Source organism: Nocardioides daejeonensis, assembly GCF_003194585.1.
Taxonomy (GTDB): domain Bacteria; phylum Actinomycetota; class Actinomycetes; order Propionibacteriales; family Nocardioidaceae; genus Nocardioides; species Nocardioides daejeonensis.
Genome location: NZ_QHKZ01000002.1, coordinates 394,147 through 412,704, shown reverse-complemented (window position 1 = coordinate 412,704; position 18,558 = coordinate 394,147). Strand labels below are relative to the sequence as shown.

At 69.5% G+C, this 18,558-nt stretch carries 18 protein-coding genes and 2 tRNA genes; 12 read left to right on the top strand and 8 right to left on the bottom strand.

The features are described 5' to 3' along the window. Positions 1-8 precede the first annotated feature (8 nt). Entirely contained in the window at positions 9-959 is a 951-nt protein-coding gene (locus DNK54_RS06645) for a PLP-dependent cysteine synthase family protein (protein WP_110206156.1), read from the top strand. 55 nt (positions 960-1,014) lie between these two features. On the opposite strand, the gene DNK54_RS06640 is transcribed toward DNK54_RS06645, so the two are convergent. Continuing rightward, positions 1,015-2,061, bottom strand: a complete 1,047-nt coding sequence (locus DNK54_RS06640; RefSeq protein WP_110206155.1) for an alkaline phosphatase family protein — start codon at positions 2,059-2,061, stop codon at positions 1,015-1,017. A 69-nt stretch (positions 2,062-2,130) separates the two neighbouring features. On the opposite strand from DNK54_RS06640, the gene murI reads away from it, so the two are divergent. After that, a complete protein-coding gene (gene murI / locus DNK54_RS06635; RefSeq protein WP_110206154.1) occupies positions 2,131-2,931 on the top strand; it encodes a glutamate racemase in 801 nt (266 codons plus the stop codon). After that, positions 2,928-3,686, top strand: a complete 759-nt coding sequence (locus DNK54_RS06630; protein ID WP_110206153.1) for an MBL fold metallo-hydrolase — start codon at positions 2,928-2,930, stop codon at positions 3,684-3,686. The genes murI and DNK54_RS06630 overlap by 4 nt, the downstream gene beginning before the upstream one ends. A gap of 38 nt (positions 3,687-3,724) precedes the next feature. Here the strand turns inward: DNK54_RS06630 and DNK54_RS06625 are convergent, their stop codons facing one another. After that, a complete protein-coding gene (locus DNK54_RS06625; RefSeq protein ID WP_275426250.1) occupies positions 3,725-4,402 on the bottom strand; it encodes a response regulator in 678 nt (225 codons plus the stop codon). Further along, complete coding sequence (locus DNK54_RS06620) at positions 4,399-5,577, bottom strand: sensor histidine kinase (protein WP_110206152.1); 1,179 nt, start codon at positions 5,575-5,577, stop codon at positions 4,399-4,401. Before DNK54_RS06620 ends, DNK54_RS06625 begins: the two co-directional genes overlap by 4 nt. Before the next feature lie 133 nt (positions 5,578-5,710). On the opposite strand from DNK54_RS06620, the gene DNK54_RS06615 reads away from it, so the two are divergent. From DNK54_RS06615 to rdgB, 4 genes are all read left to right on the top strand, one after another. Next, a complete protein-coding gene (locus tag DNK54_RS06615) occupies positions 5,711-6,625 on the top strand; it encodes an ABC transporter ATP-binding protein (protein ID WP_110206151.1) in 915 nt (304 codons plus the stop codon). Next, a complete protein-coding gene (locus DNK54_RS06610) occupies positions 6,622-7,401 on the top strand; it encodes an ABC-2 transporter permease (RefSeq protein ID WP_110206150.1) in 780 nt (259 codons plus the stop codon). Before DNK54_RS06615 ends, DNK54_RS06610 begins: the two co-directional genes overlap by 4 nt. Before the next feature lie 97 nt (positions 7,402-7,498). Then, positions 7,499-8,209: a ribonuclease PH gene (rph, locus tag DNK54_RS06605; RefSeq protein WP_110206149.1), complete on the top strand. Its 711-nt coding sequence runs from the start codon at positions 7,499-7,501 to the stop codon at positions 8,207-8,209. Next, positions 8,202-8,813 (top strand): RdgB/HAM1 family non-canonical purine NTP pyrophosphatase, encoded by a 612-nt coding sequence (rdgB, locus tag DNK54_RS06600; protein ID WP_110206464.1) that lies wholly within the window; start codon positions 8,202-8,204, stop codon positions 8,811-8,813. Before rph ends, rdgB begins: the two co-directional genes overlap by 8 nt. Positions 8,814-8,875: 62 nt before the next feature. Here rdgB and DNK54_RS21260 read toward each other — a convergent pair whose 3' ends face one another. From DNK54_RS21260 to bcp, 3 genes are all read right to left on the bottom strand, one after another. Further along, the gene (locus tag DNK54_RS21260) at positions 8,876-9,820 is read right to left on the bottom strand and encodes a hypothetical protein (protein WP_204164448.1); all 945 of its coding nucleotides are present in this window, start codon (positions 9,818-9,820) and stop codon (positions 8,876-8,878) included. Between the two features lie 28 nt (positions 9,821-9,848). Continuing rightward, positions 9,849-9,930, bottom strand: a tRNA-Leu gene (locus DNK54_RS06590). A 91-nt stretch (positions 9,931-10,021) separates the two neighbouring features. Next, a complete protein-coding gene (bcp, locus tag DNK54_RS06585; protein ID WP_110206148.1) occupies positions 10,022-10,498 on the bottom strand; it encodes a thioredoxin-dependent thiol peroxidase in 477 nt (158 codons plus the stop codon). An 80-nt stretch (positions 10,499-10,578) separates the two neighbouring features. Here bcp and DNK54_RS06580 point away from each other — a divergent pair, with 80 nt between their 5' ends. From DNK54_RS06580 to DNK54_RS06560, 5 genes are all read left to right on the top strand, one after another. Further along, entirely contained in the window at positions 10,579-10,827 is a 249-nt protein-coding gene (locus tag DNK54_RS06580) for a DUF3618 domain-containing protein (RefSeq protein WP_239459964.1), read from the top strand. Between the two features lie 33 nt (positions 10,828-10,860). Further along, the gene (locus tag DNK54_RS06575) at positions 10,861-11,160 is read left to right on the top strand and encodes a GroES family chaperonin (protein WP_110206462.1); all 300 of its coding nucleotides are present in this window, start codon (positions 10,861-10,863) and stop codon (positions 11,158-11,160) included. Positions 11,161-11,280: 120 nt separating this feature from the next. Further along, on the top strand, positions 11,281-13,728 hold the full coding sequence (locus DNK54_RS06570) for a penicillin acylase family protein (protein WP_239459989.1): 2,448 nt from the start codon (positions 11,281-11,283) through the stop codon (positions 13,726-13,728). A gap of 76 nt (positions 13,729-13,804) precedes the next feature. Beyond that, positions 13,805-13,877, top strand: a tRNA-Lys gene (locus tag DNK54_RS06565). Positions 13,878-14,053: 176 nt separating this feature from the next. Further along, complete coding sequence (locus DNK54_RS06560; RefSeq protein ID WP_239459963.1) at positions 14,054-15,484, top strand: MFS transporter; 1,431 nt, start codon at positions 14,054-14,056, stop codon at positions 15,482-15,484. On the opposite strand, the gene DNK54_RS06555 is transcribed toward DNK54_RS06560, so the two are convergent. Further along, positions 15,431-16,987: a phytoene desaturase family protein gene (locus tag DNK54_RS06555; protein ID WP_110206146.1), complete on the bottom strand. Its 1,557-nt coding sequence runs from the start codon at positions 16,985-16,987 to the stop codon at positions 15,431-15,433. The genes DNK54_RS06560 and DNK54_RS06555 overlap by 54 nt on opposite strands. Before the next feature lie 21 nt (positions 16,988-17,008). Continuing rightward, positions 17,009-18,388, bottom strand: coding sequence for a lipase family protein (locus DNK54_RS06550; protein WP_110206145.1), 1,380 nt, complete (start codon positions 18,386-18,388; stop codon positions 17,009-17,011). Positions 18,389-18,558 lie beyond the last annotated feature (170 nt).

Genomic DNA, 18,558 nt, shown 5'->3' with positions numbered 1-18,558 from the left:
TCCGACCCATGGCCCGCTTCGACAACCTCCTCGCCTCCGTCGGGGGTACGCCGCTGGTCGGCCTGCCCCGACTCTCGCCACATCCCGACGTGCGGATCTGGGCGAAGCTGGAGGACCGCAACCCGACCGGCTCCATCAAGGACCGGCCGGCGTTGCGGATGGTCGAGCAGGCCGAGGCAGACGGGCTGCTCCGTCCGGGCTGCACGATCCTGGAACCGACGTCGGGCAACACCGGCATCTCGCTGGCGATGGCCGCCAAGCTCAAGGGCTATCGGCTCGTCTGCGTGATGCCGGAGAACACCTCGGAGGAGCGCCGCCTGCTGCTCCGCATGTGGGGAGCCGAGATCGTCTCCTCGCCGGCGGCCGGTGGCTCCAACGAGGCAGTGCGGGTGGCCAAGCAGATGGCGGCCGAGCACCCGGACTGGGTGATGCTCTACCAGTACGGCAACGCGGCCAACGCGCTGGCGCATGAGGAGGGCACCGGCCCGGAACTGCTGGCCGACCTCCCCGAGATCACCCACTTCGTGGCGGGGCTGGGCACCACCGGCACGCTGATGGGCGTCTCCCGCTTCTTCCGCAAGGCCAAGCCCGAGGTGCGCATCGTGGCTGCCGAGCCCCGCTACGGCGAGCTGGTCTACGGGCTGCGCAACCTCGACGAGGGCTTCGTGCCGGAGCTCTACGACGCCTCGCTCATCGACTCCCGCTTCTCGGTCGGCCCTCGTGACGCCGTACGCCGGGTGCGGGACCTGCTGGAGCTCGAGGGCATCTTCGCCGGCATCTCGACCGGCGCCATCCTCCATGCCGCGATCGGGCAGGCGGTCAAGGCGGCCAAGGCGGGGGAGTCCGCCGACATCGCCTTCGTGGTCGCCGACGCCGGGTGGAAGTACCTGTCCACCGGAGCCTATGAGGGCACGATGGACGAGGCGGAGGCCCGCCTCGAGGGCCAGCTCTGGGCCTGAGCCTGCTGTCCCGCGGGGTGGATTCAAGCTGCCCGCTGGCCACGGTGCGATCGCGTCAGCGCAAGACGTCCAGCTGCTGCGCAGGATCCAGGGTGCTGCCCGGCACCGCGTCCAGGCCGAGCAGCGACGTGCTGAGGTTGGCGACCATGCCGTTGCGGATCGGCTGTGTGCCCGCATAGCCGGTGCGCTTCGTGCCGGGGTCCCGGAACCCCGGGTTGAGCCGGTAGAGGTCACCGCGGGCCACGCCGTCGCCCCAGGCCAGGAGCGGCACCCGGTAGTTGGCGCGAAGGTTGACCTTCGAGTGCAGCTTGTGGTTGCGGGGGCCGCCGTGGTCAGCGGTCACCAGCACGACGAGTCCCTCCGCCAGCTCGGGGCGCTTGCGCAGCTTCGTGAGCAGTTTGCCGATCAGAGCGTCCACCCGCTTCACCACCCGCAGGTAGGCGGGACTCAGGAACCCGTAGCGGTGGCCGGCGGCGTCAGGTGCCGAGAGATGGAGCATCGTGAAGGCGCGGCGTGTCTTGAGGTCCTTGAGCGTCGACTTCATCAGCTTCGCGTTGTCGCTCTGATAGGTGAACCGGTCGATCGTGTCGGGCCAGCTGCGCTGGAAGTAGCGGAACTTGTCCTTGGAGGTGAAGAGCGCCGTCGTGCCGCCGGCCCGGTGCACCGCGTCGAAGACCGAGGCGACCGGCTCGCCCGCGGCATCACTGACCGTGGTGCCGGGATCGGTGTTGAACCAGACACCGTGGCCGCCCTCGGCGGGGTCCACCCGCCGGCCCGTGATCATGCCGGTGTGGTTGGGCAGCGTCTGCGTCCGCTCTCGTAGCGTGCGTGCGTTGAGGGTGGTTGCTCCTCGCCTGATGATCTTGTGGAGGTTCGGCGTCTGCTTCTGCCCGAGGAGCGCCAGGGACTTCGGGTTGAAGCCGTCGAGGGAGATCAGCAGGACGTGCCGGTCGTTGACGGAGGCGCGGGCGTTCGTCTCGGGTGCGGCGACCTCGGGCGAGCCTGAGGTCACCGCCCCGCAGGCCGCGCTGCCGAGCAGCATCGGCAGGGTCGCGACCAAGACGCTGAGCCGGCGGATCGGGGCGTGCGGGAGGGACCTCATCCCTCCACGGTAGTGAGTTGGATCGCCTCTTGCTGCCAGCGAGGCCGTCGGCGTCTAGATTGCTCTCTCGTGACGGACCTTCCCATCGGCATCTTCGACTCGGGCTTCGGCGGTCTCACGGTCGTCCGGTCCGTGATCGACCAGTTGCCGCACGAGTCCGTCCTCTACCTGGGTGACACCGCGCGCCAGCCCTACGGTCCCAAGCCGATCGGCGAGGTCCGCGAGTACGCGCTGGAGTGTCTGGACCACCTGGTGGACCAGGGCGTCAAGGCACTCGTCATCGCCTGCAACTCGGCCAGTGCGGCGATGCTGCGCGATGCCCGCGAGCGCTACGACGTGCCGGTCGTGGAGGTGATCCTGCCGGCGACCCGCCGCGCGGTGGCCGCCAGCCGCACCGGTCGCATCGGGGTGATCTGCACGCGCGCGACGGCCGAGTCGATGGCGTACGACGATGCGTTCGCGGCGGCGCCGCACGTCGACCTGCACACCCGATCGTGTCCGCTCTTCGTCGACTTCGTCGAGCAGGGCATCACCGGCGGTCCCGAGCTGTTGGCCGCCGCGCACGAGTACCTCGACCCGCTGACTTCGGCCGGCGTCGACACGCTGATCCTCGGGTGCACGCACTATCCCCTGTTGACTGGTGTGATCTCCTACGTGATGGGTGACCAGGTGACACTGGTGAGCAGTGCCGAGGAGTGCGCGAAGGATGTCTACCGAACGCTGGCCGGAGCGGATCTGATGCGCTCTCAGGGTGCGCCCGAGCACCGCTTCCTCACCACCGGTGCGCCGGAGGAGTTCGAGCGCATCGGGCGCCGGTTCCTCGGCCCCGAGCTGGCTGCCGCGCACCAGTACGTCGGAGGGCTGGCATGAGGCTCACCGTCGTCGGCTGCTCCGGCTCCTATCCAGGGCCCGACTCACCGGCCAGCTGCTACCTGCTGGAGGCCGAGCACGAGGGCCGCACCTGGCGGGTTCTTCTCGACCTCGGCAGCGGAGCGCTCGGCAGCCTGCACAACTTCGCCGACCCGCTGGCGATCGACGGCGTGCTGCTGAGCCACCTGCACGCCGACCACTGCCTCGACCTCTGCGGCTACTACGTGCTGCGTCGCTACCACCCGAGCGGCCATGCGCCGATCATCCCGGTCTGGGGGCCCGCCGGCACGGCCGAGCGACTGGCCGGGGCCTACGATCTGGCGCCGGAGCCAGGGATGCATGAGGAGTTCGACTTCCGTACCTATCCGGCCGAGGCCTTCACCTTCGGTCCGTTCACTGTCGAGGCGTTCGACGTGGTGCATCCGGTGCCCGCCTACTCGCTGCGGATCAGCTGCGGCGACAAGGTGCTGGCCTACTCCGGAGACTGCGGTCCCTGCGACGGCCTGGAGCGCGCGATGGTGGGTGCCGACCTCATGCTCGCCGAGGCCGCCTTCTGCGACGGCGAGGAGAACCCCGAGGATCTGCACCTCACCGGGGTCGAGGTCGGTGACCTCGCCACCCGCGCCGCGGTAGGCAGGCTGGTGATCACCCACGTGCCGCCGTGGCACGACAAGCAGCGGGCGTACGACGAGGCGCGCTCGCGCTGGACCGGGCCGCTCGACCTGGCTCGGGTCGGCGCGGTCTACGAGATCTAGAAACGGCCGATCAGCACTCCCCGGGCCGGGCTCCCTGGCTAGACGAGTCCCGCGTCGTGCATGCAGATCGCGATCTGCACCCGGTTCGTCGCCTCCAGCTTGTCGAAGATCCGCGAGACGTGGGCCTTGACCGTCGGCAGCGACAGGAAGAGCTCGCGGGCGATCTCCGCATTGCTGAGCCCCCGGCCTACGGCGAGCGCCACGTCGCGCTCGCGCTCGGTGAGCCGGTCGACCCGGTCCAGGGCTGCCGACGTCCGATCGGGGGCATCGTTGCGCACCTGACGGATCAGGGAGGCGGTCGCGGAGGGAGAGAGCATCGGGTCGCCGGCTACCACGGCTCGCACCGCCGTCACGATGTCGCCGGGCGGTGTGTCCTTCACCAGGAAGCCTTCGGCCCCGGCAGCAACTGCCGAGACGACATAGTCGTCTGCGTCGAAGGTGGTGAGCACGATGATGCGAGGCGGTGCGGCCTCGTCCTGGAGCAGTCGCGTGGCCTCCAGTCCGTCCATGCCCGGCATTCTGATGTCCATGAGCACCACGTCGGGGCGGTGCTCGCGGACCGCAGCCACCCCCGCTGCACCGTCACCGGCCTCCGCGACGACCGAGATGTCGGCCTGACCCCCGAGCATCAGACCGAGCGCGGACCGCACCAGCGGGTCGTCGTCGACGATGAGGAGTCGGATCTGTGCGGCGTTGGCTCCGGCGTCGAGATTCACGGGGTCCACGGTAGCCAGGCCTTGAGCACGAACTCGCCTCGCTCACGGCCGTGTTCCAAGGTTCCGCCGCTCAACGCGGCCCGCTCGGCGAGGCCTACCAGGCCGAGCCCGGAGCCGGGGGCAGCGACATCGCCGAAGCCGAGCGGGTTGCGGATCGTGAGTGCTAGCCCCTCGTCGGGGCCGCCCCGAGCCTCGATCCGCACCACCGCCCCGGGGGCATGCTTGCGGGCGTTGGTCACCGCCTCCTGCACCATCCGGTACGCCGTCCGTCCGGTTGCGCCGGAGAGAGTGGCAGCATCGATGACCTGATCGTCCAGGGTGACCTGGGTGCCGCCGACCCGGGCCTCGGCGAGCAGCGCCGGAACATCTGCCCAGGTCGGCTGCGGCCGGTCCATGAGCTCGCCGCTCGTCCGGTCCCGCAGCACCCCGAGCACCGCACGCAGCTCGTCGAGGGCCCGGTTGGCCTGGGACTGGATGAGCCCGGCATGCTCGCGCATCTGCTCGGCGGAGAGATCGGTCCGGAAGGAGAGTGCGCCGGCCAGCATCGAGACCTGGCTGATCCGGTGGGCAAGCACGTCGTGCATCTCGCGGGCGATGCGAGCGCGCTCGTCGCCCCGGGCCTTGTCGGTGCGCAGCTCCTGTTGCGCCTCGGCCTGCTCGGCCCGCTCCTTGAGGCTGTAGAGGAGCTCGCGCCGGGAGCCCATGTACATGCCCCATGACATGAGCGCGGCGACGAAGCCGATGGTCACCGAGAGGTCCAGGAGCCTGTTGTCGCTGGGGGCGTGGGTCCATCGGGAGAAGATCTCGCCGCTGACGACGGTCGCCAGGCCGACGAGGATCACGTGGGGCCATCGGCGTCTGGTCGCCACCGACAGGGCAGCGAGGGTTGCCGGCCCGGCGGCTGTCGCGGAGGCGCATGCGATCACAGCGGTCACCAGCGCGACCGCGAGCGGCCGGCGACGGCGCCAGCTGACCAAGGCGAACGTGACCACTCCGGCCAGCAGGTCGAGCGCGACGACCCACCAGTGGGCTCGTTGGAAGAATCCCCAGGTCTGGCTCCACACCAGGGCGCTGATGAGCAGGCATCCGAGATAGCGGGCGATGGAGCCGCCGCGGGAGATCGGCGCGACCTCCCACGGTCGCACCTCGGGTCGCCACTCCATCCGCCACTTCACGGCGCTCAGCCTAGTGGCGTAGTAGGGAGCTCCTATCCCATGCTCGAGTCGGCTCGGCTACCGACTTTGGTAGGGGGTGGATCCATGCTCCGGGCCGATGTGCCGGGCAGGCGGCTCCGGCAGGCTGGATGCCATGATCAAGGTTGAGAACCTCACCAAGAAGTACGGCGGTTTCACCGCCGTCGACGATGTCAGTTTCACCGCCCTACCGGGTCGGGTCACCGGCTTCCTCGGACCGAACGGCGCCGGCAAGTCCACCACGATGCGGATGATGGTCGGGCTCACCCGCCCGGACGCGGGGCGGATCACCGTCGGCGGCCACGACTACCTCGACATCCCCAACCCGGGACGTCACGTCGGGGTGCTCCTGGACGCCTCCGCACAGCACGCCGGCCGCACCGGCCGCGAGGTGCTGGCGTTGAGCGCCGCGACGATGGGGCTCCCGAGCTCCCGCGTCGACGAGATGCTTGCGCTGGTCTCGCTGACCGACTCCGAGTCGAAGCGGCGGGTCAAGAACTACTCGCTGGGCATGCGCCAGCGGCTCGGTATCGCCAACGCCCTGATGGGCGACCCGCAGGTGCTGATCCTCGACGAGCCGGCCAACGGCCTCGACCCGGCCGGCATCCGCTGGATGCGCGGTCTCCTCAAGGGGTACGCCGACCGTGGCGGCACGGTGCTGCTCTCCAGCCACCTGCTGCACGAGGTGCAGATGATCGCTGACGACCTCGTCATGATCGGCCGCGGCACGATTGTCGCGCAGGGCACGCCCGAGGAGCTGCTGCAGGAGTCTGGCACCTATGTCCGTGCCGTCGAGCAGGAGCAGCTTGTGGCTGCGCTTGCCGAGGCCGGCATCCAGGCGAACCCGGTGGCCGACGGCTACCGCGCGGACGCCGAGTCCGTGCAGATCGGCGCTGTCGCCGCGAAGCACGGCATCACCCTCATCGAGCTGCGTGCGGCCGACGGTGGCCTTGAGGACCTCTTCCTCGAGCTGACCGCGGGAACCCAGCGTGAGAGCTACAGCGAGCAGACCGGAGGCACCCAGGCATGAGCACCCAGACCGCACTCGAGCCGGGGATGATCGACATCTCCGGCACCTCCCGCCCCTCCCTGGCCAAGCTGGTGCAGGTCGAGATCCGCAAGATGGCCGACACCCGGGCCGGTCTGTGGCTGCTGATCGCCATCGGCGCCGTCACGGTCCTGGTCAACACGCTGTTCCTGATCTTCAGCAAGGACGACCTGCCGTTCCTCGCCTTCCTGCAGTTCTCCGCGATGCCGCAGGGGATGCTGCTGCCGGTGCTGGCGATCCTTCTGGTCACCCAGGAGTGGGGACAGCGCACCGGACTGGTGACCTTCTCGCTGGTGCCGCACCGGGGACGGGTCCTGGCGGCGAAGTTCCTCGCCGCGCTGATCTTCATCCTCGCCGCGTTCCTCGTCGCGGTGGCCATTGCGCTGGTGCTCACCCCGATCGCGGGCGCTGCGGACCCGTGGGAGGACGTGAGTGGACCGTTCCTGGCGCGGATCGTTCTCGCGCTGGTGCTCGGTGGTGTGTGGGGCTTCGCCTTCGGCATCGCCCTGCTCAACAGCGCCTTCGCGATCGTCGCCTACTTCGCGGTGCCGACCGTGGTCTCCATCGTCACCGGCATCTGGACCTCCATGCAGGACAAGCTGCTCTGGTTCGACCTGAGCACCTCTTCCTCGATGCTTTTCAACCCGGACGGCCTCTCCGGCAAGGAGTGGGCGCAGATCGGTACGAGCGGCTTCATCTGGATCGTGCTTCCGCTGGTGATCGGCTGGATTCGCGTGCAGAAGGCCGAGATCAAGTGACCTGCTGATTCCGCGACAGCAACGTGTAGGGCCCGGTCCTTCTCGGGGGGATCGGGCCCTGTGCGTTGGGCGGCCGCGCCCACGTAGGGTCGAGGCCATGACAGAACGCGCCGACGGCCGGGCCCACGACGAACTCCGCACCATCAAGCTGACTCGCAACTGGCTGGATCACCCGGCAGGGTCGGTCCTCGTCGAGTTCGGCAAAACCCGGGTGCTGTGCGCGGCCTCCGCCTCCGAGGGGGTGCCGCGGTGGCGCAAGGGCTCCGGGCTCGGGTGGGTCACCGCCGAGTACGCGATGCTGCCCGCCTCGACGAACACCCGCTCCGACCGGGAGTCGGTCAAGGGTCGGATCGGTGGACGGACCCACGAGATCTCGCGACTGATCGGCCGGTCGCTCCGCGCGGTCATCGACTACAAGGCGCTGGGGGAGAACACGATCCAGATCGACTGCGACGTCCTCCAGGCCGACGGCGGCACCCGCACCGCCGCCATCACCGGGGCGTACGTCGCCCTGGCCGACGCCTGCCGGACCCTCGGCGTACCGGGCGCGCTGACGGGCTCGGTCGCCGCGGTCTCTGTCGGCATCATCGACGGGACGCCGCGACTCGACCTGCCCTACGAGGAGGACGTCCGCGCGGAGACCGACATGAACGTCGTGATGACGGGCGCGGGATCCTTCGTCGAGGTCCAGGGCACCGCCGAGGGTGCCGCCTTCGACCGTGCCGAGCTCGACGCCCTGCTCGACCTGGCCGCCAAGGGCTGCGCGGACCTCACCGTGTTGCAGCAGGGTGCGCTGGCCGATGGCTGAGCCGGTCGTCTTCCTCGCCTCCCGCAACCGCAAGAAGCTGGAGGAGATGGAGCGGATCCTCCGCCCGCTCGTGTCGGGGATCCGGGTGCTCGGCATCGACGACGTCGACGGCTACACCGAGCCGGTGGAGGATCAGCCCGACTTCGCAGGGAACGCGCTGGTGAAGGCGCGGGCCGGTGTCACTGCCACGGGCCTCGCCTCGTTGGCCGACGACTCGGGGTTGTGCGTCGATGCGCTCAACGGCATGCCCGGTGTGCTCTCGGCCCGATGGTCCGGACCGCCGAAGTCTGACGAGCGCAACAACACCCTGCTTCTTGCGCAGCTTGAGGACGTGCCTGACGAGCGTCGCGGCGCGCACTTCGCCTGTGCCGTCGCCTTCTGCCTCCCCGACGGCTCCGAGCATGTCGTGCACGGCCGGATGGACGGCCGGGTGATCCGAGAGGTGCGTGGCAGCGGTGGGTTCGGCTACGACGTGCTCTTCTGTGCCGAGGGCCACGAGGTGACGACAGCCGAGCTCAGCCGCGAGGCGAAGGACGCCATCTCGCACCGGGGCCGGGCGCTGACCGAGGTCGCCCCGTTGGTGGCCGCCGCGCTGCGCGGCTGACGGCCAGAGACGACTGCGCCCCTGGCCGGATGGCCAGGGGCGCAGTCGTGCTCAATCGTGGATCAGGCGAAGCTCCAGCTGGAGATCATCTCGTCGAAGTAGTCCATGACCTCGGACTCGTCGTCGGGACGGAAGCTCAGCGTGATCGCGTAGGCGGTGTCGCCGTGCACGAGCAGGTGGGCGATCTGCACGATCTGCACGCCGGCACCGTTGTCGCGCTCGAATCGGACGCCGATCGTCTCGTCACCGTCGACGGTGATGGAGTCAGCGTCTTCCGGGGTTGCTCCGCCGGTGGCCTGGGTCATGGTGGCGATCCAGGTCTCCTTCAGGTCGTCCGGGCCGGTCGCCGTGCCGGCTGCCTGCGTCTCCACGATCATGTTGGCGCGGCTGCCGTTGAGCTCGTTGCCCCACGCGGCGACGGTGTCGATGCTCGGCGTGGACGTCGCACCAGGGTCGGTGCTGGCGTCGATCCAACCGTCGGGGAGGGCGAACGAGTAGCCGTCACCGGTGACGGTGTCACCGTCAGGCGTCGGGGGAGTGTCCTCCGTGGTGGGCGTGTCGGTCGGCTCCTCGGTGGAGTCGGTGGTGGTGGAGTCCGTCGGCTCGACCGACTGGCTGGTCTTGTCGACGGCCTTCTTGTCGTCCTTGTCGTCGTCACCGCTCAAGGCGATCGCGGCAGCGATGCCACCGCCGACCAGGATGAGCGCGGCCACGATGGCACCGATGATCAGGCCGGTCTTCTTCTTCGGCGGCTCACCGCCCGGGCCGCCCGGGACGGGCTGACCCCACTGGCCGGGAGGCTGCTGGCCCCACTGCTGGCCGCCGGGCTGCTGGCCCCACTGTGGGTCGTTGGGCTGCTGCCCCCACTGCTGCTGGTCGGGCTGCTGCCCCCACTGCTGGCCGCCGGGCTGCTGCTGGCCGCCGGGCTGCTGGCCCCACTGTTGCGGGTCCTGGCCGGGCTGGCCCCAGGGCTGGTTGCCGGGGCCGTTGGGTGGCGTGTTGTTCACGGAGTCTCCTGATGAAGGTTCTTGAGCGTGCCGAAGGAGGGACTCGAACCCTCATGCCCGGAGGCACAGGTACCTAAAACCTGCGTGTCTGCCAGTTCCACCACTTCGGCGCGGCTGGCCAGTGTAGTGCCGTGGGCGTGGCGACGCCCGTGGCCTACGACTGGTGCAGACCAGTGTGGCCCCCTGTCAGGGGGCCACAGCTCAGTCCAGGCCGAGGTCGCGGCGCAGCTTCGCGACGTGACCGGTGGCCTTCACGTTGTACTGGGCGACCGCGACCCGGCCCTCCTCGTCGAGGACGATCGTGGAGCGGATCACGCCCTGCACGACCTTGCCGTAGAGCTTCTTCTCGCCGAACGCGCCCCAGGCCGTCATCACCGACTTGTCGACGTCCGAGAGGAGGCTGATGGTGAGGGAGTCGCGCTCCCGGAACTTCGCGAGCTTCTCGGGCTTGTCCGGGGAGATGCCGAGCACTTCGTAGCCCACGGAGCGCAACGAGTCGAGGGAGTCGGTGAAGTCGCACGCCTGCTTCGTGCATCCCGGCGTCATGGCGGCTGGGTAGAAGTAGACGATGACCTTCTGTCCGCGCAGGTCGGAGAGCGTCACCGAGCTGCCGTCGTCGGTGGGGAGGGTGAAGTCGGGGGCGAGGTCGCCGGGGGAGAGGCGGGTCTGCTCGGTCACGTCGGGTCCTTCGGCTCGGCGGCTGTCTCTCGACCGTATCGCGCCCGGCTGCTGGCGACACCGCTTGGTAGCCTTCGCGGGTGACCAACGAGATGAACGCCCTGGAAGCGGATATCGAGGCGACCCGGGAACGGCTCGTCGCGACGATCGACCAGCTGGTCTACCGCGCGAACCCCAAGACGATCGCCAACCGGCAGACGGCGAGCCTCAAGGCTCACTTCGTGGATGTGGAGACGGGCCAGCCGCGGACCGACAACATCCTCAAGGTCGTCGGTGGCGTCGTCGGCGTGATCGTCGTCCTGCGTGTGATCCGCAAGATCGCGAGCTGACCCACACCCGTGAGCGACAAGACCCCCATCAAGATGCTGCACGACCGGCTCATGGTCGAGATCGACCGGGAGTCCGGTGAGCGGCGCTCCTCCGGCGGAATCGTGATCCCCGCGACCGCGGCGATGGGCGGTCGCCGGCTCGCCTGGTCCCGGGTCGTCGCGATCGGCCCGCACGTCCGGGCGGTCGAGGCCGGTGACCGGGTGCTCTTCGACCCGGAGGACAAGTCCGAGGTCGAGGTCAACGGCGAGGTCTACGTGGTGATGCGTGAACGCGACGTGCACGCCGTCGCTGCGGATCGCTTGGGCGAGGCTTCGGCAGGCCTCTATCTCTAGATGTACTCGGTCATGACGTTGGTGGCAGTCGCCGGTCGTTTGGCGTAACCAACATCACGCGTCCGGCGTTGAAGGCAGGTGCACCTTCGTCGTCTCCTTGCCCTGACTGCGTTGACCCTCGTGGTCCCGACCCTCTCGGCGGTCGGCATCCAGGCGTCCGGTCAACCCGCCGTTCCCACGTTGGCTGCGGTCGCGCCCGCTGCGAAGCCGGCGGCGAAGCGCGCGGCGCCGCGCTACACCGCCCGGATCACCCGCACCAAGCACGGCATCCCGCACGTGGTCGCTGACTCCTGGGGCGATCTCGGGTTCGGTAGCGGCTACGCCTCGGCGGAGACGTCGATCTGCACCCTCGCCGACACGTTGATCACCGGACTGGGCCAGCGCTCCCTCCACTACGGCGAGGGCAGCTACGACGACCAGGTGCAGCTGAAGGCGACGAACCTGGAGATCGACACGCTCGTCGGCGACCTGCGACAGCGGAAGGTGGTCGAGAAGCTCCTCGCCGACCCGGTCCGTGGCCCGAGCAAGCGCGCCAAGAAGCTCGCCGACGGCTACACGGCCGGAGTGAACAAGTGGCTCGCCGACCAGGGTGGGGCGCGGGGCGTGACCGATCCCGAGTGCTCGGGGATGGCCTTCCTCAACCAGAAGGCCAAACCGATCGACCTCTGGTACGGCGTCTACCTCGCCAACCTGCTCGCCTCCACCGGCGTCTTCGTGCACGAGATCGTGACGGCCTCCCCGGCGTCGCTCACCGACCCCGGGTTGCCGGAGCTGCCGGGGCTCAAGCTCCCCGTCGGCGGCCTCGACGCGCTGAAGGCGAAGGACGTCGAGGCGCTCGCCGAGCAGGTCGACGCGAAGGCGCTGCGTGCGGCGCTCCGTAGGGACGAGACGCCGTTCGGGTCCAACGCGACCGCGGTCGGCGGCGATCTCAGCACTACCGGCCGGGGCATGCTGCTGGGCAACCCGCACTTCCCGTGGCGCGGGCGCTACCGGTTCAGCCAGCAACACCTCACGATCCCCGGCAAGTACGACGTCGCCGGCGCCTCGCTGATCGGGTCTCCGGTGGTCAATATCGGGTGGAACAAGTCGGTGGCCTGGAGCCACACGGTCTCGACGTCGTACCGCTTCACGCCCTACGAGTACCCGACGGTCGCGGGCACCACCACCTACATCGGCTCCCGGGGTCCGGCGCAGCTGATGAAGGGCGTCGTGGACGTCAAGGTGCGTCAGGCCGACGGCTCGGTGAAGGTGGTCCGGGAGGACGTCTACCGCACCGCCGAGGGGTACGTCATCGACGCCCCCGACAAGTTCATGCCGTGGGGACCGCTGACCCTCTGGGCGATCCGCGACGCCAATGCCGAGCAGCTGCGCACCTTCGACAGCTTCCTCGCGATGGGTGAGGCCACGAACGTGCGCGACCTGCTCGCGAAGTCCGACAAGTGGGGCGGGATCCCGTGGGTCAACACGATCGCTGCCGACCGTCAGGGCAATGTCGTCTACGCCGACCACTCCGTGACGCCGAACGTGACCAACAAGCAGCTCAACACCTGCATGACGGTGATCGGTCAGCTGCTCTTCAAGGTGGCCGGGCTGCCCGGCCTCAACGGTGTGCTGGCGGGAAGTCAGTGCGCCTGGAAGACCGACGCCGACGCGGCCCGTCCGGGGATCATCGGCCCGGCCAACCAGCCGGAGGCGTTCCGGCGGGACTGGGTGGCCAACGCGAACGACTCCTACTGGCTGCCCAACCCTCAGCAGCCCCTCGAGGGCTTCCCGAAGATCATGGGATGTGAGAAGTGCGAGCGGTCGTTGCGGACCCGCATGGTCTACGCCTACCCGGGTGAGCTGCAACGTGCCGGCCGGAAGATCTCGCCGGCACGGCTCGCCTCCTTCGAGCACCAGAACCGGGTGATGGGGGCCGAGGTCATGCGCGCAGACGGTGCTCTCGACAAGGTCTGCAAGGCGGCAGCCGGGGGCGCAGCCTGCGACGTGCTGGCCGCTTGGAACGGCCGCAGCGACGTCGGTTCGGTGGGTACCCACATCTTCGAGGCATTCGTACGCCGCCTGCCCGCCAAGGGCGTCTGGAAGGTGCCCTTCAGCGCGGCCGATCCGATGAACACTCCGCGCGGGCTCGACGCAGGCAACGCCAAGGTCGTGGCGGCGATGAAGGACGGCCTGGCCGAGCTGGCGGAGGCTGGGGTGCCGATCGATGCCCGATGGGGTGCCGTCCACGTGGCCGGCGACCGAGGCGCGCCGCCCATCGCGCTCGGCGGAGGGTCGCACGAGGCAGGCAACGCCAACGTCGTCGAGCCCTACGCACCGGCCCAGAACACCGATCGCTGGGCGCCGGTCACCTACGGCTCGTCACACATCCAGGCGATCGCCTTCCGGGGCAAGCAGAAGGTGATCGCGCGCACCATCCTCACCTACTCGCAGTCGGAGAACCCGCGGTCGCGGTGGTCGAGCGACCAGACCGCGCTCTTCGGCAAGGAGAAGTGGGTGCGTTTCCCGTTCACGTCGGCGCAGATCCGCAAGCAGCGGCTCTCGACCCGCATCGTCAGCGGGGGCTGAGTGCCGGGATCCGGTGGGGGCCGCATCTCGATTTCGTACGGCGCCCCCACCGGTGTTAATGTTTCTCCTGTCGCAAGCGCCATTAGCTCAATTGGCAGAGCAGCTGACTCTTAATCAGCGGGTTCGGGGTTCGAGTCCCTGATGGCGTACCGATCGAAGGGCCTCCAGCCACCGGCTGGAGGCCCTTCGGCATTCTTCCTCCGGCGAGTGCGGAGCTGGTCGCAGTGCACGGTGCGGAGCTGCTGCTTCCACTCCGTGGAAGCGGAGCGCTGCCGCAGCTCGATCATCTGTAGGGTGCACACGACATCGGGGTGAAGGAGGCTGAGTGACTGCTTCGGTAGCCCCGCCCCGCGGGCTGCTGGCGGTGCTGTGCAGCGCCGGCATCGTGGTCTCGACGATGCACACCGCGATCGTGCCGTTGGTGCCGAGGCTGCCGGAGATCCTGCACGCTGATCCGGCCGAGGCATATTGGGCGGTCACCGCGACTTTGCTCGCTGCGGCGGTGCTGACGCCGATCGCCGGTCGGTTGGGCGACATGTTCGGCAAGAAGTTGGTGCTGGTCGCCACGCTGGTCTCGCTCGTCGTGGGCTCGGTGATCTGCGCCTTCGCCGACTCCATCGCGACGATGGTGGCCGGTCGCGCCCTCCAGGGCGCCGCGTCGGGGGCGATCGCGCTGGGCATCAGCATCCTGCGCGACGAGCTACCGGCCGAGGAGGTCGGCCCGGCGATCGCACTGATGAGCTCCAGCATGGGCCTGGGTGGCGCGTTCGGCCTCCCGATCGCGGCGGTCGTCGCCGAGGCGAGCGACTGGCACATGCTCTTCTGGATCGCTGCGGTGATGAGCATCGCGTGCCTGATCTCGGTGATCATGCTCGTCCCGGAGTCGCCGGTGAAGTCACCTGGGCGCTTCGACATGCTGGGCGCCGTCGGCCTGGCCACCGGGCTCATCTGCCTGATGTTGGCGATCACGCGGGGCAACCAGCGCGGCTGGGTCAGCGCCGAGATCCTCGGGCTGCTGGCGGGTGCAGCGGTGGTCTTCCCGCTCTGGGGCTGGTACCAGCTCCGGCGCCGTGAGCCGCTCGTCGACCTGCGGGTCTCCGCTCGGCCCCAGGTGCTCTTCACCAACCTCGCCTCGATCACCATCGGCTTCGCGATGTACGGCACGTCGCTGATCTGCACCCAGATCCTGATGGCCCCGCCGGATAGCGGCTACGGCCTGGACCTGACCATGGTGGAGACCGGGCTCGCGCTGGCGCCTGGCGGCATCGTGATGTTCTTCTGCTCCCGGCTGGGGGCGCGGATCTCGGCGATGCGTGGGCCGCGCACGTCCCTGCTGGTCGGAGCCGTCATCATCGCGTGCGGGTACGCGGTCGGCCTGATCACCCACGAGTACCTGGCGTCGATCATCGCCTGCTCGGTGCTGGTCAGTGGTGGGATCGGGATCGCCTATGCGGCCATGCCTGCGCTCATCATGGACGCGGTGCCGGTCTCGGAGACCGCTGCCGCCAACGGCCTCAACGCCCTGATGCGCTCGCTCGGCACCACCAGCTCTGCTGCCGTGCTGTCAGCAGTCCTGTCGGCGACGACGCTCGTCGTCGGCGGACATGTGGTGCCCACCGGCAGCGCGATCACCGCCGCGTTCGCCGTCTGCCTGGGTGCCGCCGTTGTCTCTCTCGGGTTCGGCGGTCTCGTGCCGCGCCGGTCAGCCGAGCTCGGCGAGCAGCGCCCGAGCGGCGTTGTGGCCGCCGAGTCCTGAGACCGCGCCGCCGCGCCGGGCCCCCGAACCGCATACCAGGACGCCGGGCAGGCTCGTCGTCACGCCCCACTGCTCGGCGGGTTCGCCCAGCCGCTCGGTGTCGTCGGCCCAGGGCCACGCCAGGTCACCATGGAAGATATGGCCGCCAGGCATGGCCAGGTCGCGCTCCAGGTCCTGCGGCACCTTCGCCTCGATGCACGGCGTCCCGTCGGCATCCCGCGTCACACAGGAGTCGAGCGGCTCCGCCAGGTGGGCGTCGATGGCGTCGATGGCGCGGCGTACGGCCTCCTCCTTGGCGCCCGGGCGCTCGAAGAGAGGGGCCGGTGTGTGCAGGCCGAAGTAGGTGAGGGTGTGCCCGGGGTGGCCGGCCATGATCGACCGGTCGGAGAGCGAGTGGCAGTAGACCTCGCCCGGCAGGGGGTCGGGGAGGCGCCCAGCTGCTGCGTCAGCATGGGCCTGCTGCAGCTGGGAGTAGTCCTCGGCCACGTGGAGGGTGCCGGCGAAGGCGACCTCGGGATCGGTCCCTGAGCGCAGCCGGGGGAGGCGGTCCAGCAGGAAGTTGATCTTCAGCTGCGCGCCGATCGGCGGGGCGTACGACGGGACCGGGGAGTCGAGGAGCTGGTCGAGTGTCCAGGGCGCGACGCCGCTCAACAGCCGGCGGGCGCGTGCGACGTGCGTGCGACCCGCCTCCTGCCAGGCGACCTCGACTGCTTCCGCGCCGGGCACGATGCGCTGCGCCTGAGCGCCGGTCCGGATCGTGGCTCCCGCCTGCGCGGCGGCCCGCGCCAGGCCGTCGGTGACCGCGCCCATGCCGCCCACCGGCACCCGCCACTCGCCGGTACCGTTGCCGATCAGGTGATAGAGGAAGCAACGGTTCTGCACCAGGCTGGGCGAGTCGAGGTCGGCGAAGGTGCCGATCAGGCCGTCCGTCGCTACGACGCCGCGCACCGTGTCGTCGGCGAAACGCTCACGCAAGAGCGCCCCGATCGGGGCGTGGACGAGGGCCTCCCAGAGTGTCGGGTCAACGCGGGCGGCGAGCTCTGCCTCCCGCGGAAGCGGCGAGAGCAGGGTAGGTGCGACGGCTTCGGCGATCGTTCCGACCTCGGCGTAGAAGCGCTGCCAGGCGGCGTACTCCGCGTCGTCGCCGGTCAACGCACGGAAGGAGGCGGCGGTGGCAGCCCCCTCGGGCCGTTCCACCAGCAGACCGCCGTGCCGGCCGTCGCGGGACCACGGGGTGAAGGAGGCGACCGAGCGCGACGCGAGGCGGACGTCGAGCTCGAGCTCGGCCATCAGGGCCTCGGGCATCAAGGAGACCAGGTAGGAGTAGCGGGACAGGCGGGGTGCCAGACCAGGGAATGCCTGGGCCGAGACCGCGGCGCCGCCCGTGTGGTCGAGCCGCTCGAGCAGGAGCACGTCGAGGCCGGCTCGGCTGAGCAGGGCGGCGGCGGTCAGGCCGTTGTGGCCGCCGCCCACGATCACGACGTCGTGCCGGTGCTGGCTCATGACTCCACGATAGGCGTCGAGTCAGCGGTGGGCCGGAATCGCCTTGAGCTTGGCGAGCGAGTTGCCCGGCGCGATCGAGGCGCAGTTCTCGGGGGCAGCCTGACCGGCGAAGCGGCCCATCAGCCAGGCATAGGCCTCCGGCAGCCACAGTGGCACGGTCGTGAAGTGCGTGAGCGGGTACTCGCGGTACTGGATGTCGGCACCCTTCGCGCAGTAGCGCCGCGCCATCGTGCGTACGTCGCCCGCGATCATCACGCCGTCACCCTTGCCGATTCCGGGTCGCGTCCCCTGGGTGCCCTCGCCCTCGCCGTAGGTTCCCTGGCCGATGAACATCGGTGCGCTGGGCGTGCCGTGGGTGGAGAGGATCAAGGAGTTGGCCACCTTCACGAAGGGCCGGACCTTCTCCGGGACGTCGTAGCGCGGCTTGGCGATGCTGCGCCAGGTCAGGCCCTTGTACTTGCCGAGGACGTTGGTGATCGGCGCCTTCTGCAGCTTCCTGACCAGCGCCTTGCCGTGCTTGTTGAGGTACGGCGTCAGGTCGATCCCTGCGGCACGGCTCACCCCGATCAGGGCCATCACCATCACGCCCGCCCACTGCTTCGAGCCGTCGATGTAGTGCAGGTTGCGGCCGGGGTGGACCAGGACGCCGCCCATCGCGGTGCCGACGATCCGTTTCGCGATCGCCGGGGCGTAACCAGCGGCCAGCTCTGCCGCCCAGCCCGAGCCGATCGCGCCTCCGGAGTAGCCGAGCAGGCCGATCGGGGCGTTCTTGCCCACCTTGGTCGCCGGGACCCGGTGCAGCGCGCGGAGTGAGTCGAGGGTCGTCCAGCCATACTCCGGACCGGCCGCGAAGTCCGCGGTCTGGCCCTGTGTGTCGGGGATGTTGATCGTGTAGCCGGCCAGCAGCATCGGGGCGAAGATCGCCGTCTCGATGTTGGCGATCATCGGGCCGATGCCCTTGCCTCCGGCGATGGCGGTCGAGGGCTGGTCGGCGGGGTTCAAGGAGTCGTAGAACGACTGGTAGGAGAGCACCTTCGACGGTCCGGTCGGCAACAGCGGACGCACCACCGTCGTGGCGTTGACGACGGCGCGTCCGCGGAAGTCGCGGGTCCGGTAGAGGATCTGGATCGCCTTCAGCGGAAGGTCCAGGCCCTGGATGCTGTAGGACACCGTGCGGGTGCGCAGCACAGCTCCCTTGGGGACCTTCTTCAGCGGCTTGGTCCACCGGTAGAACGGGTCGCTGACGCGAGGCGGTGCTGGGACCTTGGTCGTCGGCGCCGCCGCAGCCTGCTCGTGTGTTCGGTCGTCGGCGACGGTCGGCGCCGCGAGCGTGGCGACGGTCAGTGCCGCAGCGGCGAGGGCCGTGACGGCGCGACGGAATGACGGTGTCTGTGCTCCCATGCTCGGTCCAACGAGCAGGGAAGCGTTGATGTTACGCGCCGGTCACTTGGTGTCGTCGTGAGCGACTGCCCTGCCCGTTCGCGCTCAGGTGGTGCACAGCGGGCAACCTCTCGCGCAGCGTGCCCACCGGTGTCACCGCCACGCATCGGCCCGAAAACAACCGTGTTGTT